The organism is Roseivirga sp. 4D4, assembly GCF_001747095.1.
GTDB lineage: Bacteria > Bacteroidota > Bacteroidia > Cytophagales > Cyclobacteriaceae > Roseivirga.
Map to the genome: position 1 here is coordinate 179,887 of NZ_MDGP01000001.1, position 17,059 is coordinate 196,945.

At 41.7% G+C, this 17,059-nt stretch carries 15 protein-coding genes; 11 read left to right on the forward strand and 4 right to left on the reverse strand.

Annotated features, from left to right (window positions below; genetic code table 11):
* The first annotated feature begins 5 nt into the window (after nt 1-5).
* The 10 genes from BFP97_RS00755 (at nt 6) to BFP97_RS00800 (ending at nt 13,843) form a co-directional block, all read left to right on the forward strand.
* Nucleotides 6-4,913 carry a hypothetical protein gene (locus tag BFP97_RS00755; RefSeq protein ID WP_069840586.1) on the forward strand — a complete coding sequence of 1,636 codons (4,908 nt, stop codon included), beginning with the start codon at nt 6-8 and terminating at the stop codon, nt 4,911-4,913.
* A gap of 27 nt (nt 4,914-4,940) precedes the next feature.
* A complete protein-coding gene (locus BFP97_RS00760; protein WP_069840587.1) occupies nt 4,941-5,423 on the forward strand; it encodes a hypothetical protein in 483 nt (160 codons plus the stop codon).
* Nucleotides 5,423-6,604, forward strand: coding sequence for a radical SAM protein (locus BFP97_RS00765; RefSeq protein WP_069840588.1), 1,182 nt, complete (start codon nt 5,423-5,425; stop codon nt 6,602-6,604). Before BFP97_RS00760 ends, BFP97_RS00765 begins: the two co-directional genes overlap by 1 nt.
* Nucleotides 6,585-7,532 (forward strand): DUF483 domain-containing protein, encoded by a 948-nt coding sequence (locus BFP97_RS00770; protein WP_069840589.1) that lies wholly within the window; start codon nt 6,585-6,587, stop codon nt 7,530-7,532. Before BFP97_RS00765 ends, BFP97_RS00770 begins: the two co-directional genes overlap by 20 nt.
* Complete coding sequence (locus tag BFP97_RS00775) at nt 7,516-8,343, forward strand: aKG-HExxH-type peptide beta-hydroxylase (protein ID WP_069840590.1); 828 nt, start codon at nt 7,516-7,518, stop codon at nt 8,341-8,343. The genes BFP97_RS00770 and BFP97_RS00775 overlap by 17 nt, the downstream gene beginning before the upstream one ends.
* On the forward strand, nt 8,333-9,790 hold the full coding sequence (locus tag BFP97_RS00780) for an FAD-dependent oxidoreductase (protein WP_069840591.1): 1,458 nt from the start codon (nt 8,333-8,335) through the stop codon (nt 9,788-9,790). The genes BFP97_RS00775 and BFP97_RS00780 overlap by 11 nt, the downstream gene beginning before the upstream one ends.
* 217 nt (nt 9,791-10,007) lie before the next feature.
* Complete coding sequence (locus BFP97_RS00785) at nt 10,008-10,943, forward strand: hypothetical protein (RefSeq protein WP_069840592.1); 936 nt, start codon at nt 10,008-10,010, stop codon at nt 10,941-10,943.
* Nucleotides 10,940-11,950, forward strand: a complete 1,011-nt coding sequence (locus tag BFP97_RS00790) for a sensor histidine kinase (protein WP_069840593.1) — start codon at nt 10,940-10,942, stop codon at nt 11,948-11,950. Before BFP97_RS00785 ends, BFP97_RS00790 begins: the two co-directional genes overlap by 4 nt.
* A complete protein-coding gene (locus tag BFP97_RS00795) occupies nt 11,947-12,636 on the forward strand; it encodes a LytR/AlgR family response regulator transcription factor (protein ID WP_069840594.1) in 690 nt (229 codons plus the stop codon). The genes BFP97_RS00790 and BFP97_RS00795 overlap by 4 nt, the downstream gene beginning before the upstream one ends.
* 58 nt (nt 12,637-12,694) lie before the next feature.
* A complete protein-coding gene (locus BFP97_RS00800) occupies nt 12,695-13,843 on the forward strand; it encodes a DUF819 domain-containing protein (RefSeq protein ID WP_069840595.1) in 1,149 nt (382 codons plus the stop codon).
* Here the strand turns inward: BFP97_RS00800 and BFP97_RS00805 are convergent.
* From BFP97_RS00805 to BFP97_RS00820, 4 genes are read right to left on the reverse strand one after another with little or no spacing between them, the layout of a single operon-like run.
* Nucleotides 13,840-14,640 carry an SUMF1/EgtB/PvdO family nonheme iron enzyme gene (locus BFP97_RS00805; RefSeq protein ID WP_069840596.1) on the reverse strand — a complete coding sequence of 267 codons (801 nt, stop codon included), beginning with the start codon at nt 14,638-14,640 and terminating at the stop codon, nt 13,840-13,842. The genes BFP97_RS00800 and BFP97_RS00805 overlap by 4 nt on opposite strands.
* A gap of 57 nt (nt 14,641-14,697) precedes the next feature.
* Nucleotides 14,698-15,084, reverse strand: a complete 387-nt coding sequence (locus BFP97_RS00810; protein ID WP_069840597.1) for a VOC family protein — start codon at nt 15,082-15,084, stop codon at nt 14,698-14,700.
* 59 nt (nt 15,085-15,143) lie between these two features.
* A complete protein-coding gene (locus BFP97_RS00815) occupies nt 15,144-15,671 on the reverse strand; it encodes a YfiT family bacillithiol transferase (protein WP_069840598.1) in 528 nt (175 codons plus the stop codon).
* A gap of 13 nt (nt 15,672-15,684) precedes the next feature.
* Nucleotides 15,685-16,584 carry an aldo/keto reductase family oxidoreductase gene (locus BFP97_RS00820; RefSeq protein ID WP_069840599.1) on the reverse strand — a complete coding sequence of 300 codons (900 nt, stop codon included), beginning with the start codon at nt 16,582-16,584 and terminating at the stop codon, nt 15,685-15,687.
* A 114-nt stretch (nt 16,585-16,698) separates the two neighbouring features.
* On the opposite strand from BFP97_RS00820, the gene BFP97_RS00825 reads away from it, so the two are divergent.
* A complete protein-coding gene (locus BFP97_RS00825) occupies nt 16,699-17,052 on the forward strand; it encodes a hypothetical protein (protein WP_069840600.1) in 354 nt (117 codons plus the stop codon).
* The last annotated feature ends 7 nt before the right edge of the window (nt 17,053-17,059 follow it).

A 17,059-nucleotide genomic window follows, 5' to 3' on the forward strand; every position in this document is an offset into this window, starting at 1 on the left:
ACACAATGAAAAACATACTGGAAGCCTACCTTGACGCACAAAAGCAATTGAAGCTGACTGATGTGCCAGAACTTACAACATACTGCCAATTGATGCCAGACCAAACATTGGTCATGACCTCTACAGACATCTCGGTTACTGATGATAACCTCATTGCCGTGGGTATGATGGCTTTGTTTGGTAGTACTCAGCAAATTAGAACTACCTTGACCATCTCACAAAAAGGAACGGACTACCAGTTTGAGATGTCTGGAAAATTCTTTCCTGAGTGGAAAATCGGAGGTGCATTTGGCGAGCTTCCTGGTTCATGGAAGCCTTCTCCAGAAGGAAACGGATTATTGGTATTTGGAGCTTCTGTATTCGATGATATCATTATCGACAATGCCGCATTCATAGTGACCAACTATGATGACCCAAAAAATGGATTGTTGAAAGGCATCAACCTAAAGGGAGATCTTGTGCTGAATGGTGATTTTATAAATAAGGCCAAAATTTTCCTGCCCATCCCTAATCGGATGAGTATGTCCGGCAGCATTAATATGCATGAATATGATCAACCGGTAATAGATCTCAGCTGTTCTATTGATGGGGATTTGTCATTGGGACATTTGAAGGTGGACGATCTTTTTTTGAAGCTCACTTCTCCTGCTCCAACTGGGTGGGAAATGACCGCTACGGGTATTCAAATGGGGGGTACAGTAAATATCGGTGAGGCTGGTAGCGATTCACATGTAGCTTTCAAATTAAAGGCTACCGTTGCCGATCCGTCAAATTCCTGGCTTTTTACTTTTGAAGATGTTGATCAAAGTGTTTCACTGGGCAATGGTGTAGGTCTTATTAGTCAATTGGCCGGATTGGATATCAATTTTGATTTACCAAGTCCTCTTGACTTATTGAAAAATATTTACCTCAAGGAGTTTAATGTTGGTATCAATCCATCTACTCGAACGCTACAGGGTATCAATTTTAAGGTAGGTTTAGATGTTACCTGGGACCTTATTCCAGGTCAGAAATTCATTGCTATTGATGACCCTTATATAGGAGTATCAATTGTCAACCCTGTCAGTAAAAAGTATAGAGTAGTGTCCTATAGTATTGGCGGGGCATTCATTTTAGGGAAAGATCGGCCTACTGTTATTGATGTAACGGCTCATCCTCAAGAGAACTTTGAAGTCAATGGAAAGTTAGAAGATGGTGATGAAATTCCGCTGGGGGATGCTTTAGCCCAATTTGTGCAGTATGATCATTTGCCTGATTTGACAATCACTTCACTTGCATTTAGAGCTAACAAAGAGGGCTACATGTTTCTTCAAGGAGGCTTTGATGCAAACTGGGAGATTCCTTTTGTACCTAACCTGACTTTTTCTATTTCTAATGCCTTAGTAAACCTTGAAAAGGACGAATCTAATTATAGTGCCTTCTTTTCTGGCAACTTGGCTCTGGATGATTTTTCCTTTCACGTTATAGCGAAGTACGCGCAAACGGGTTGGGATTTTACTGGCTCTACAAATCCAGGAACCGACATTAAAATTGGGAAACTTATTTCTTTCATAGGCGAGAAGTTTGGAGTGCAAGTACCCGATTCGGTGATCGATGTAGAATTAAGTAATCTATTGGTAGGTTTTAATACCGGAAACAAATTCTTCAGGTTTCATGGTGATCTTTCCAGTCCTTTGAAGATCCAAATTGGTCCGGCAGAAAAGGAAATTGAGCTCAAAACGGATTTGTCTAGCTGGGTGGACGCTCAGACACAAAAACGTCAGTTTGAGGGGAAACTAATCGGCAAACTTAAAATTGGTGCTGAATTTATTGTTACCCTCGGTATTGGAAGCAATAGTCAATACATCAGAGGTACATGGATAGCAGAGAAAGGCGAAACAATAGGCCTTGAAGACCTACTTGAGTTCTTTGACATCCACTTTGATATACCAGATGAAGTTGATCTTAATCTGACTAAAGCCACCTTTGAGTATGACAAGACTCTGAATCAGTTCACACTGTCAGCTGAATCAAAGACTTATGGTGATGCTTTTTTCATTGCCAGAAATCAGGTGACAGGTTGGGGCTTTGTATTTGGGATGGACATGCCCGAGGACTTTCAGTTGTCTGATATTCCTGTGGTGGGAGAGGCACTTGAACCCGCGGACTTCCTGTCCTTTAAGCAGGCTGCTTTTATGTTGTCCTCTGCCATTATGGACAACTATAAGATTCCAGCATTACCGCCATTGGCTATGGACACAACCTTTGATGGCCAATCTCATGTAGTTAATCAGCAAAAGCCAGTTACTCCAATTGGTAATGATGTCAAGCTGCAATTACAAAAAGGGATTACAGTCGTTGCGATAGCGGATATGACCAATTCAGATCCGTCTAAAGAGTCTGTTGAAATGGGCAATGTGAGGTCTATCGTAAAACAGGATCAGCTTGTCTTTCAAATATCGGCAGGTACCGGTGGGCTTCAGTTGTTTGCCGGTTTGGGTGATACCATTGAAATACCTGTTGGTGACAATAAGAACCTCACGTTATCCAACCCTGCTTTTAAAATCAATATCTCCAGCGCCCTCTTATTCCAAATTTCTGGAGGTATTGGCTTCGATCTTATGGGTACACACATCTTGGCAACTGCTTTGATGACTATTGGGACCAATCAAGCCCAAGTTGGAGTATCTATCACTTCTGATAATAGCTCACTACCATCTCCACCAGGAATCAAAGGGCTTCATTTGAAGCAATTTGGAATGATCATGGGAGTGTATTTCACTCCGCCAGGAGCTAGTTTAGGTCTACAAGGGAAATTCACAATTGGAGAAGGGCAAGAGAAAGAAGATGAGTTCGCCTTTGTGCTACAAGTCATTGGCCCAGTGATTAATCCGTTGTTCCTTTCCTTCTATTTGGAAGAGATGAGCTTGGGCAAAGTATATACTCTTTTCACAGATGAGGCTGGGTCTGGATTGATCAAACAAATGGATGTAGTCAATGCTACCAATTTGTCATTTTACTGGGCTCAGAATGTAGTCGTGCTACCAGATGGTACCGTTGCTCAGCCAGGCTTCGGGTTTTCTGCCATGCTCAAAATATTCAACTTTGGGGCCTATGGTGCTTTCCAGATTAGTGCTGGAAATGGAATGCGCGGTCATGCGGAGATGTCTCCAGTTAACCTGAAAGGTATATTGAGTATTACCGGAGACGGGAAAGGTATCTTCTACAAGATGATTGAGAAGAATGGGAATTGGGTAAGGGCACAGAATACAGAAATCAACAGAGAGGCAGATTTACCAGTCAAGGAAGTAGCCATGGTGCAGCCTGGGGGGCCTGTGATTCAGTTCAGTACAATGAGCTCCCCTTTTCTACATGCCAACTGGTCAATAACGCTTTTCGATGCAGTTAACCAAACTGTTGATGTCACGATTGACACTTCGGGTGCCACTTTTAGCCTAGACTTCAACCTGGCTAAGATTCAAAAATATTCATTGAATTGTACGCTCAAAGATTGGTCTAACTTTAGTGCCACTGCCTCTTATAGTTTTGGAATAGACACCAAAGTAGGTCCATTCAAAGTATTAGGTGTGGATTGTGGTACACTTCACGTGGCCGTGAAGTTGAGGACATCAATGGGAATGGTTATGAGCCCACAGGTCTTTTCATTATCGCTTACAGGAGACTTTAAATTTATGGGCTTAGGCCTAAGCATGCCGAAGCTTATGGTGACTGTAGCACCAAAATCTCTGGCAGAAGTTCCTGCCATGGTTATTGAAAATATCAAGGATAATGCAAAAGAGATATTCTCAGAGCTGTTTGATAGTATGGAGCAGTGGGCTGATTTAGTTGCCAAAGGACTTATAGATGGTTTTGAATCCGTTGAACATGTGTTGAAAAACGCTTTCAATGCCACGGCCAAAGAGGCTGCAAAAGTGATGCAGGGTTTGGGTGAGGCAGCCGAAGATGTTGCAAAAGCACTTAAGTCTGTCGGCTATGCCGCTGAGGAAGTAGCTGGCGGATTGAAGAGCGCCTTTAAGTTAGGTTCGCAAGCTGTTGCTGGGCTCATGAAAGATGCTGATTATGCGGCAGACGAAGTAGCCAAAGGCCTTCAGTCTGCATTTAAAATCGGATCTAATCAGGCAGCGAAGGTTTTAAAAGGAGCGGGTTATGCGGTTTCAGAAGTAGCAGGCGGTTTGAAATCTACCTATAATCTTGGATCTCAGGCTTTAGCTAAATCCATGAAGGCAGCAGGTTATGTGGCTAGTGATGTTGCATCAGGTTTACATAGTGCCTTTAATTTGACATCCACTTCGGCAGCGAAGGTTTTAAAAGGTGCGGGCTATGCCGCAAATGATGTGGCCTCTGGCCTTAAGTCTGCTTATAACTTGAGTAATGCAGCAGCGGCAACGGCACTCAAGGGTGCAGGTTATGCTGCTAACCAAGTGGCCTCAGGTCTTAAATCGGCTTATGGACTAGGTGCTGATGCCACGGCTACTTTATTGAAATCAGCCGGTTTTGGTGCTAACCAAATTGCAAAAGGAATGAAGTCTGCATTTTCACTTGGTTCTAATGGGGTTGCAAAGACTTTGAAAAACCTAGGTTATGGTATCAACGATGTTGGAAATGCAATAGGCAACACTTTTGGCTTTAATGCTAAAAACATCTCCTCAGCACTTAAAGGTGCTGGCTATGCGGCTAATCAAGTAGGTGGATATCTGAAAGCTACGGGTCGATTTGCCGACAATGTGGTTAACGGAGCACTCAAGGGAGCCGGCTATGCTGCCAAAGAGGTATCTAAGGTTATGGGGGACATATTTGGAGGTAGTTGGATACCACATGTGGACCTACCTTATGTGGATATTCCTAAGCCTCATATTGATCATGTGGATTTACCGTACGTAGATATTCCCAAACCTCACATTGACGGTTGGTGATACATTTTAACTCAAAATCAGATTATTATGAAAGCAAACAGATGGTTGAACGAGGTTAAGATTATCAAGAAAGCCCTTACCGAACCAGAGTATCAGCAAAAACTGATTCAAACACCCAAGGCAGCTATTGAAGAACTTCTGGGGAGATCGATCGGCAAGACAAAAGTTCAAATTTTGAAAGAAAATGAAGAAGTTATGCACCTAATCTTTCCAAATCAGGAGGGGGTATTGGGTGAAGTAAAACTTCATAAATCACTCGAACAAAAAACACCTTTGGGTTATGTCAGGAAATTGATTGAGGCACAAGCCATTGATGAGGCTTTAAAGAAAGGACAAAATACGTTTCACCTTAGTCCAGAGGACTTAAGAAGGGTTGTGGTTCAATCTTTGAAGTTGGCGGATGTTCCCGATTATTTCAAAGTACAGCTGCATCATGAACCTAAGGGCACCCTATATATTGCCATTCCACATCGAGCTAGTAAGGCATACAGTGAATTTAAACTTGCCTAATGTCTGTAGAGGTTCGGCCGTATGGGGTTAACTGCAATATTGCTTGCCAGTACTGTTATCAAAACCCTATTAAGGATGCAGGTAACACCACAAAGTCGTATGATTTAAAGGCAATTAAGAATTCTATTCTGCAAGAGGGTAGGCCTTTTGCAATGTTTGGAGGGGAGCCGTTGCTCGTTCCTGAAAAGGACTTGGAGGCGCTTTTTGAGCTAGGTTATAAACGATATGGACGTAATACCATTCAAACCAATGGGACACTCATCAATGATCAGCATATTAGCTTATTCAAGCAGTATAGCGTAAATGTTGGCATTTCAATGGACGGGCCTGGGGCATTGAATGATGCTCGATGGATGGGAGATGTATCCAAAACGAGAAAGTTTACTGCCAAAAGTGAGCAGGCACTCAACCGCTTGTTGGAAGAAGGAATTCCGACTTCCCTGATCGTTACTTTACATAAAAATAACGCCTCTAGGGATAAACTTCCGGTTTTGAATAAGTGGATTAAAAACCTATCAAATAAGGGTTTACATCACATAAGACTTCATGTACTCGAAGTAGATACCCCTTACGTCAGAAATAAATATGCTTTAAGTTCTGAGGAGAACCTTCAGGCCTTTATGAATTTCACTAGACTGGAGGAAGAGCTTCCTAAGGGCTTCTTGGACGTTTTTGAAGACATTCGACATATGATGGAGGGTAATGATCACAAAGCATCTTGTGTCTGGAGGGCCTGTGATCCGTATACAACAGTTGCGGTCAGAGGAATCGAGGGGAATGGTCAACGAACCAATTGTGGTCGTACTAACAAAGACGGGATTGACCATGTGAAGTCGGACCGTCCAGGTTTCGAACGTTATATATCTCTTTATCATACTCCACAATCATATGGAGGATGTAAGGATTGTAGGTTTTTCCTGATGTGCAAAGGACAATGTCCTGGTACTGCTATTGATGGTGATTGGAGGAATAGAAGCGAGAACTGTGATACCTGGATAGCGCTCTTCGAATATTTTGAAAAGAGGATGATCGAAAATGGAAAAGAGCCACTTTCACAATCCCCGTTACGTCATGAAATAGAGCGGAGAATGATTTCTTACTGGTCGATTGGGCAGAATCCGGACGTCAGCATGGTAATTTCTGAAATTGAGAAAAGTGAAGATGCAAGTATTAGATTTTGACCTGCCTGATTTTCACAGGTACTCATGGAGCAATGACCGGGCTGCCGCTACATGGCAACAGCGGTTTGATGATATTAAGTTTGCACTGAATGAGGTTTCGATTACTTTGGTTATGCAAGGTTTAAGGCCCCTCGGTCAGATTAATATTGATCCAGAACGACTTGAAGAATGGAAATCCAACCTTTATGCTAAGGGCTTGCAGGCAAAGCTAATTGCCTGTAATGAGGTTGTGAATAATGGAAGGAAATGGGATGTAGGGCAGCTGATTTTCTCAAAATCTAAAACCACCGTTGAACAGTATATCACAGCATATAAAAATTCCAATAGCCATGTTATGGGCTCACTGTTGGGTTACCCCAGTTGTTGTACAAAACACTTTACGGCAAGTGTGCGGAGTAAGTCTGAATCAGATCCCACTTGGACCGTTGCTGGCAATACGGAAGACTTTAAAATGTCTAAGGCGAGCCAGTTTGAGGCTATAATTAGTACAGAAGAGCACCTGCCGACTTGTAACTTTGTCTATCATAAACTGAAATTGGTGCCGTTCTTTCACATACCCTGTTCCTTCAAGTGTAGCGAAACATCACGCTTAGCTTCCCAGTCCCTGAGAATTGGAAGGCAAATAGGATATTCTACAGAGATGGATTGGTTAGATGAAATCCTGAGATGGCCTGTTGAATGGACATCACTCCATGGGATTTCTGAGGTGAAAACACCCGTCTTCAAACTTATTTTTAATGGGCCAGCCTATGCCAACAAATTAGGACTAAGACTAATGGGTAATGAGTATCCGATTTTTAGTGAGCAAGGGATAAAGTTTCCTTATAAGCAGCCAGTAAAACGAAAGGTGACTGAATCGACAAATTTTAAAAGAGGACTCGAAAATCAAATTTCAAATAGAGAGGTTTACCATGAGGACGAACATTGATTGGCGAAGGGTTGCTGCACCTCAGGAAGATGGTTATGACACTGAGATAGTCTTAGATTTTATCAAACAAAGCCAAGCGTATAATCAGTCCTTTAAAACCTATCGTCATGAGGAGCGTCCGGAGGGGTTTGCTTTTGATGGACAAGTCGGCATCAATAAAGTGACAGATTATACAATGGATCGTTTCACTGATGCCCCTGCCGACCATAGCAATATTAAAAAAGCTGCAGACTTACTGAATGTATGGCCAGCGGTTTATCGGCAGTTTCCAAAAATAGTGCATACAATTCACCCTTGGATCGATAAGACCATTGAGGGGAACTCTCTTGGCTCTTGTAGTCATTCGCTGGATCATCTTTTGGGAGTGATTTACGCCACCGTCAATAATGAACATGGACTGGCTCAAGCCTATGTTCATGAGATGGCCCATAATAAGTTGCGTTTATTGGGTGTAATGTTAGAGTCAACCAACAGGTTTATCATGAATGGTCCGACAGAGTTATTTGAAAGCCCCGTTCGAAAAGACAGGAAAAGACCAATGACGGCTGTATTTCACGCTCAATACTCTTTCATGCATTGTACTGCTTTAAATGTTCTGCATTTAGATCAAACACAGAGTGTTGCAGAAAACAATGTTTGGATGGTGTTTTTGAAGAATAACCTACCTAGGATGTTGGAGGGAGACGCATTACTAAAGCGTTGTCTGAAATTGGATAAAGAAGGGGAACTCCTTTTTGAAGGATTCTTTGACTGGTCAGATCAAATTCTAAAAAGGGGTGCTTATCTATTAAGTCAGGAGAATGGAAATTGATAATATCTATTCCAATTTGATTCGAGCACTTCCTGCTTTGGAGGTATTTCATAAGGAGGAAGATCTGTATGATTACAATCAAAATACTTTTTCATCTACTTCAGTAGTGAAGTTAGTAGCAAAGCCAAAGAATAGAGATGAATTGGTTGACCTTGTAAAGCTCGCATACAAGCATCGCTTCAAATTATATCCTTTCAGTCAAGGGAAGAATTGGGGCTTGGGTTCAAAGCTGCCACCAAACCCAGAGTGCCTACTTGTTGATCTTTCTAGACTCAATCGCATTTGTGAGCATAATGAAAAGTATGGGATTGTTCGTGTTGAGGCTGGCGTAAGTTTTCAGGACTTATATCAGTTTCTTGAGCGCTTTGATTCTAACCTGTGGTTACCTGTGATTGGAGGTTCTCCCGATGCCAGTATTATTGGCAATTTTCTTGAAAGAGGGCATGGTTTAGGGCCATATGGAGATCGGGTGCAGTGGGTCACTCATTTAGAAGTAGTGATGCCAGATGGAACCCTGGTCGAGACAGGTCAGCGCATTGGTGAATCCTTAGCATTAGACAAATATGGGGTAGGTCCAAACCTCGATCGTCTGTTCACTCAATCCAATTTCGGCATTGTAATTTCGGCAAACCTACAGTTAAGGCCCTGTGCTGGCTTTCATCAGGTGTTTCAGTTTTCAATTGATGCTGATAGTAACCTAGGGGTCATCGATTATGTACAAAAAGCAATGCACAAGGGCCTCATACAAGATAACTGTTTTAGTCTTTGGAATTATGAAAAGGCCACTGCAGTAATGGGCTCCAGAATAGTGAAACATACTGAGAGCAATGAATGGTTTGGTAGTATCACACATTATTCTCCCGAAAGATCGATTGGGCTAGCTTACAGAGAAATAATAGAAATGGAACTCAAGAATCATGTCATTACACTAGAAGTTCAGGATCAGGACTCACACCCTGATTTATTATGGACTAAAGCATATGGAGTTCCTGATTATAAGAACCTTAAAAGTGCATATGTCTATGAAAATGGCATGCCTGAATCTCCAGATTTGGACCTGGATAACTGTGGTATCATATGGCTTTGTCCTGCGGTCCCTTTCTCCGAATCTGATGTAACAGTAATGGGAAGGGTGGTCTCTGAGGAAAACCAGAAGCTTAATAATAAGGACTTTCAGCTTCAGGCTGGTTTTAATGCCCTGGACCCATTATGTCTCAGGTTCGCATTGGCAATAGTTTATAAGAGATCCAAAGAGGCGGATCTGGCGGCACTTCATTATCATGATTCTCTAATGGAAAAGTTGATTAAACTCGGATATCCGCCTTTTAGACTAGGAGTTCAAAGTATGCAGTTTGGTCAGTACTCTCAAGAAATTAGAGCGTTAAATAAAAGGATCAAAAAGAGCATTGACCCGTTCGAAATTATATCACCTGGTAGGTACGGGTAGCGCTTCATTTTTAATATTACTCAAGAGGTAGGACCGAGACTTTCAAATAACGAGGTTTACCGAGTCGATGCCAGAACCTTCAGCCACTTGGCATCCAAAAAGAATTAAATATCTTGTTCATCCGGAATTTCATCGTGTTCACCGATAAAATTTTAGCAGGTCCGACTTAGCCTGCACATTTGAGTCATCAAAAACTCAAAACATAAAATCTAAAGTCATGAAAAAGAAACTTAAAGTACTCGTAGCATTTAGCTTATTGATGATTTGCATGAGCTCATGTGTCTACTCTCTATTTCCGATTTACACAGAAGATACACTGGTCTTTCTTCCAGAGTTAGTGGGTAAATGGCAAAGTGAATATGACACAGATGATTACATCTCTTTTGAATCCCTTGGTCAGGTGGAAGATGAGAGCATTACCGTGAACCAAGAGCCCTCAGAATATGTGGATTCAATGAGTGGTAATGGCTGGTCCATTAAATCTGGGAGTCCTATTTCAGTAACCATCAATGGTAAAAAGATCACTGATCGAAATGCCATTCGGGCTCACTATGACACAACTATTGGTACAGGCCGAAAACCAACAAAGTTCGAAGCTGCCATGGAACCCATGGTACAGAAAATGGAAGAAGGAATGAAACCTCTTCTTGACAGTGCTGAAAAAGGTTTGGCACCTATGCTCAAGGATTTGGGAGATGGCCTACAAAAGTTAGGTGAAAGTCTTAAGAAAGCCGAAGAGAAGTGGAAGGGTACCGTCTACACAACTGAGGAAGAGAGCTACAAAATGGTGGTAATGGATGATGGAGAGAGGTTAGTCTACATGGCCCATGTGGTGAGCATTGGAAAGGATTACTTCCTTGATCTCTATCCGCTGCCTGAATATTCAGATGCTACCTTTGGAGAGAACCTTTTCCCTGTTCATACATTCATGAAGATGGATATTACAGATGGAAAGCTCAACCTCACCATGTTTGACTTGGAGAAATTGAACAAGCTTTTTGAAAGTAATCTAATTAGACTGAGACACGAGAAGGTTGATGGGCAGGTCTTGATCACTGCTCAACCCAAAGAAATACAGAAGTTCCTTGAAAAGTATGCTGATGATGAGTCAGTTTTTGATTCAGTGGATACTTATAGCAGAGCAACAGAATGAAAATCTTATACAAGGTCATCAACTCAAAATGGTTACAGCACCCGGTCTTCTGGGTGTTGTCCATTTATGTGATTGGCGATTACTTTGCCATTTCTAATTCATTGCAGTTCATTGACTATTTCTATGCACTGCTCTTTCATATCTCTTTGCTTTTCCTTGTCTATGTGAATCTGCAGGTTTTGATCCCAAGGTTACTGCAAAAGGGGAAGTATCTATTTTATGCACTGTTCGTAGCGATCCTTTTGGCGACTACTTATAGTTTACATGAGTTGACATTCGAATTGCTATTGCCTCTGCTACCTACAGAGTACTATATGGTTTCATTTACAGACTATAAGGTCTTGGTGACCATCTTTCTTATCTATTTAGTATTAACCACATTACTAAAGCTCTCCAAATCTTGGTATCAGCTACAAAGGGTGGAAAAGGAGAAGCTCTCTATTGAATTGAATTCATTAAAGTCTCAAGTCAACCCGCACTTTCTCTTCAATAGCCTGAACAGTATTTACTCGCTAGCGCTGAGCAAAAGTGAGCAAACAGCCGAAACAGTGCTTGAGCTGTCGAATTTACTTCGTTATATGCTTTATGAAGTTGGCGATGATAAGGTAGAGTTGAGTAAAGAACTTGAGATGCTCGAAAATTATATCGAATTGCAAAAGCTGAGATCAGACCAAAGCACAAAAGTGACATTCAATATATCAGGCGATCCATCTGATAAACATATAGCACCATTGCTTTTCTTTCCACTGGTTGAAAATAGCTTCAAACATGGTGTAAAGGGTGTTTCTGATGATGGATTCATCACGATCGATCTTGAGTTAAATGAGGGAATTCAATTGAATATAAAGAACAATAAGGGCCTGGTAGACGATATGGAGAAAGGTAAATATGGAGGCATTGGTCTTGAGAATGTAAAGCGAAGACTGGCCTTGATTTACCCGAATAAACATCTCTTTGAGGTGATAGAAACACAGACTGATTTTGAAGTGAAACTGAAAATTCAATGATTAAATGTTTGGTAGTAGATGACGAGCCGTTGTCTAGAAATGTATTAAAGACTTTTATCAATGATCATCCCGATTTGACATTGATTGGCGAGTGCAAAGATGCTTTTAGAGCAATGGAAATACTGTCGAAAGAAACTGCTGATCTACTCTTTTTAGATATCAATATGCCGAAGCTTTCGGGGATCAATTTTTATAAATCTTTGAATCAAAAACCAGCGGTGATTTTCACCACAGCTTATCCTGAATTTGCTGTAGAGGGGTTTGAATTAAATGCGATCGATTACTTAATGAAACCGATCGCCTTCGAAAGGTTTGTGCAGGCCATACAGAAGGTAAAAGATAAACTGGGGACTGCCAAGAAGCCAAACGCCATCCACGACCATATTTTACTGAAAGCCGATAAGAAGATGTATCGAACTCCATTCGAAAATATACTTTATTGCGAAGCACTTGGAGACTATGTCAAGGTTCACCTAATCGATAGGACCTTAATTGTAACGACCACCATGAAAGGAATTCTGGCCGATTTACCCGAAGATCAATTTGTGAGAACGCACAAGTCTTACATTATCAATAAGACCAAATTTGAATACATCGAGGGGAACCAGATTAAAATTGGAGAGCATATGGTGTCTATAGGGCAGTCATACCGAGAGCGGGTGCTTAGCGCGTTAAACAACGGATAAGGTTTAGATCAGTTATGAAAGTTGGAGTGCCTCACTTTTTGTCATAACTTCTGATTTTATGGATATTCAACAGCCTGTATACATTCTGGCCTTCCTCTGCTTCTTAATCTTTCTGAGTGAGTGGCTTTGCAAATACACCAAGCTAAAACACCTCAGTAGTTCCCTCTTGGTAATCCTTTTAGGGGCAATTGCGGCTAATTTTGGATTGATCCCTTCGGCTTCTAATGCAAGCCCGGTGTACGATTCAATCTTTCAATATGTGGCACCGGCAAGTATCTTCTTTCTCTTGCTTGGAGTGAATTTAAAGGAGCTAAGACAAGCGGGAATGCCCATGTTGATTGCCTTTGGTATAGGAGCGTTAGGAACGATGGTAGGGGTAACGGTGGCGCTGCAATTGATAAACTATCAAGATGTTTTTGGCGAGAATTATGCAGCCATTGCTGGTATGATGACGGGCACCTATACTGGAGGAAGTGCAAACTTTAATGCCATCGCCTTGGAGTATGGCATGGTGAAGGAAGGAGCCATCTTCACTGGAATTGTAGTCGCTGACAATATAATGACTACCATCTGGATGTTGATCACGCTCAGCCTTCCTGCGCTTATGCGAAGGTTCAGGAAGAATCCTGAGACTATAGCGAGACGAACTACTAGACATATAGAACATACAGATAAGGAGGAGCTATCTCCTTTAAACCTAGGATTACTGGTGGGCATAGTGCTAGTCACTATGTTCATTTCAGACTGGCTTGCAGACTGGTCAGCAGGTCAGGGGGTTGGTATTCCATCCATTTTGATATTAACCACCATCGCTTTGATACTGGCGCAGATGGAGTTTATAAAACGCATCTCGGGAGCCAAGCTACTTGGCATGTTCTCCGTCTACTTGTTTTTAGTAGTTGTGGGTGCTTTCTGTGAGGTAACGGCCTTAGCAGAAGTGGGTGCCAATGCCATTGACATACTGGTGTTTACAGGAGCAATTGTCCTTGTGCATGGCCTCATTATCGTGTTATGTGGACTTATTTTTAAACTTGACTGGTCAATCGTTGCGATAGCATCTCAGGCCAATATTGGTGGTTCTAGTACCGCTTTGGCCTTAGCAAAGACTTTTAAGAGAACCGATCTAGTGTTGCCGGCTATCTTGGCAGGAGCACTTGGTACTGGTCTTGGGACCTATTTAGGCTTTCTAGTGGTAGGAATTGTCTAGTCTATGATTTCAAATACACACCTAAAACCCAGCCAGGCTGCTGGTCCTGAGTATTCGAATGTTTGTTGGTAGTTTTCCTCCGTATTAGGCGAAACCCAGCTGCCTCCAACTGCAATTCCGTCTTCGCTAGTCATTTCAGACACATTATCGAAAAGGTTAAAGAAGCCTACTTTGGAATCTTTGGCATTGTATATATGAGATATTTTCTCATTACCTCGCATGAGCGTTGCCTTCGAAAATTTGAATGCTTTGAGATTGCCATCAGCGATTTTGTCAAGCTGCTTCATCATGCGCTTCTCTTGTGCAAGAAACCTCATTCGAGACCATTCGTTGGCGGTTGGTAGTCTAAACCTGAATTTTTTAGGAAATTGAGCCCTTTCTCTTTTGGACATCTTGTCCAGTTCGGCTTGAAACATCTTGGTACGCCAAGCGCAAAAGTCTTCCGCTTGCTTTCTGGAAATCCCTACGATCGGCATCAATGCAAACTCATCACTCTCGAAGAATTTGCTTTCAATTTCTACTTCATTCAGGTTTTCAAAAACCTCTTTCCACTTGTCGAAGTCAGGTTTTCTGGCTTTGAAAGATGGGCTGTTTATGCTCTCATTTTCGGCAGCAGTGGCGAGGTAGTCTTTGTACATATAGCCGGGCACTTCTGTAATGTCTATACAAAGTCTGGCATTCATTGCCAGCGTATTGGCAGCACATAGATAAGGACTATCTTGATTTTTTGGTATGGGTTGATGGCTTGGAGCAAACCAGAGGACATTTAGCAAAAGAAATAGGGCCAGCTGTTTCATGAAAGAAAAACAATTGGCCCTAAGTTAATCGATTTCAGCAAAGCTGAAAAGCCAGCATTATTGTGCAGGTTCGAAAAGCGCACAAACAGCTCCGGCAGGATCTTCTATATAGCAAGTTCTGCCATATGCGCCCATCGATTTGATTTCAGTAAGGAGCTTTCCTCCCTTTTGTTCTACGGCAGCAACACTCTTGTCAAGGTCAGGTACATTAATGTAGATCATCCATTGAGATGGGATGTCTTGGTTAGGTCCTGTTTTATGACATACTCCTGCCTTCGGTTCGCCATTGGCAGTCATATTGTAATCATTATAATCACCCATAGAAACTGGTTCAGGCTTCCAGCCAACAACTTCTGCATAGAAATCTTTTACGTTTTCGGCATTTGGAATGGTAAGATCTATCCAGCCGATCTTACCATAGATGTTTTCGTCTTTGTCGTTCATGTTTTTTTCTTTTAAAGGAAGTAGTCAGCCAGTTCTTAGCGCTAATACTTTAGTATGAATTACCAATTCATCCGTCTTTTTAAGGCTAAAATATGTTCAAGATGGTGTTTCCCGTGCCAGGCATACATTCCTATCACTACTTTCAATATGTTGATCTCTTTGGTTTCAGGATGTACAAAGGTCTTTTCTAAATCCTCTTTGGTCATGTTTCTTAAAAGTACAACCCAACGGGCATGTAGAGCTTTGAGTAATGCCAGTGATGTGTCAATCGCTAGGTGCTCATGGTAACCGAGTGATGCAAATGCTTTTTCATCGTAAGCCTTTATAGTCGGATTGTCTTCAGTCAGCGCCCAGTGGAACCTACAATAACTTCCTATATGACTGTCGGGTACATGGTGAATCACTTGACGTACCGTCCAGCCGTCAGGCCTGTAAGGAGTATCCAGTTGCGAATCATTCAGCCCTCTTACGGCCGATTCCATTAATGAAGGCAATGCTTCAATCTCATCGATCCATTGGGTGATATGCTGTTCATCGATTTGATCGGGTTGCTTAAACTCTCCAATTGGATAGCTAAGGTCATTCATAGTTTCAAGTTTTTTAAGGTACGTTTTCACCTTTGGAAGCCACCCACAGTTCAAACCATTGTTGTCTTGTAAGATCAATATCCAGTGAATCTACTGCCGCTTTTACCCTTTCGATCTTTCCGGAGCCTACCAATGGAATAATGTTGGCTGGGTGTTTAAGCAGCCAGGCATACATGATTTGATCGATCGTTACACCATGTTCATCGCTTATTTTGTGTAACACATTTCTGATGGTCAAGAAGCGATGGGTTTCACCATTAAAAATGCTACCACCTGAGAGAGGTGACCACGCCATTGGAGGAATACCAACTTCTTGACACAAGTCAATGGTCCCATTATCGAATTCCTGTAAAGCAGCTACAGAAATCTCGACTTGATTGGTAACCAAAGGAAAATCCATATGGGCTTGAAGGTTGTCAAACTGCCCTGGTAGATAGTTAGACACACCAAACTCCTGCACCTTGCCAGATTGTCTCAGGTCAGAAAAAGCCCTGGCAATTTCTGAAGGATCACTGAATGGGTCTGGTCTATGGATTAACAGAATATCGATTTGTTCGCGCTGCAACTTAGCAAGTGAATTATCAACAGACCAAATGATATGGTCATAGCTAGTATCATAATGTTTGATATAATGATCAGGTCGGTTTTCTGATAAAAGTTTAATGCCATATTTAGTGATCACCTTTATCCTCTTATTCAGATCTGGAACGGTTCCAAGGGCATTGCCGAAGACTTCTTCGACCATATAATCTCCATAGATGTCAGCATGGTCGAAGGTATCTATACCCATTTCTATACATTTTTCGACAAACGAGATAAGCTGATCTTGCGTAAAGTCCCATTCTGTCAAACGCCACATACCATGGACTATATTGGAAATACTCAGTTTATCGCTTATTTGGATCTGTTTCATTGATTTTCTCTTTGAACACTAAAATTGGAATAAATTTGAAATTTTTGCCGTATATAAAGTTTTTTATCTTTGTGTTGCGTTGGGACGCAAAAAATCAAAACACGGGTCTTTAGAATGAAATCGAGAAAGGTACATTCCTATAATGGAAAGAAAGCGTACTACGCGAAATTCGGAAGGAAATGGGTGGTTGAGGAAAACGGTGAAGAAGAAGAATTTGTGAATATTGAGGCAATGATTGACAAGTATCCTGAATTGCTCAATGTAGGTGCCATCAATCTATCTTTTGAAAAAAGGAAATTTGCCCGAGAAGAAGTGCTACCACCGCCTGTGGTAAGGGAGACAGAAATCCACACGAAATCCGTTACTTGTTATTATTGCTCTGGCTCGGGTGAGATCGTAGGTGGTGTTCCATGTCCTAATTGTAACGGCAAAGGCACTTTTGTTGTGTCGGATCGAGGTCTCGGTTAATTAATCT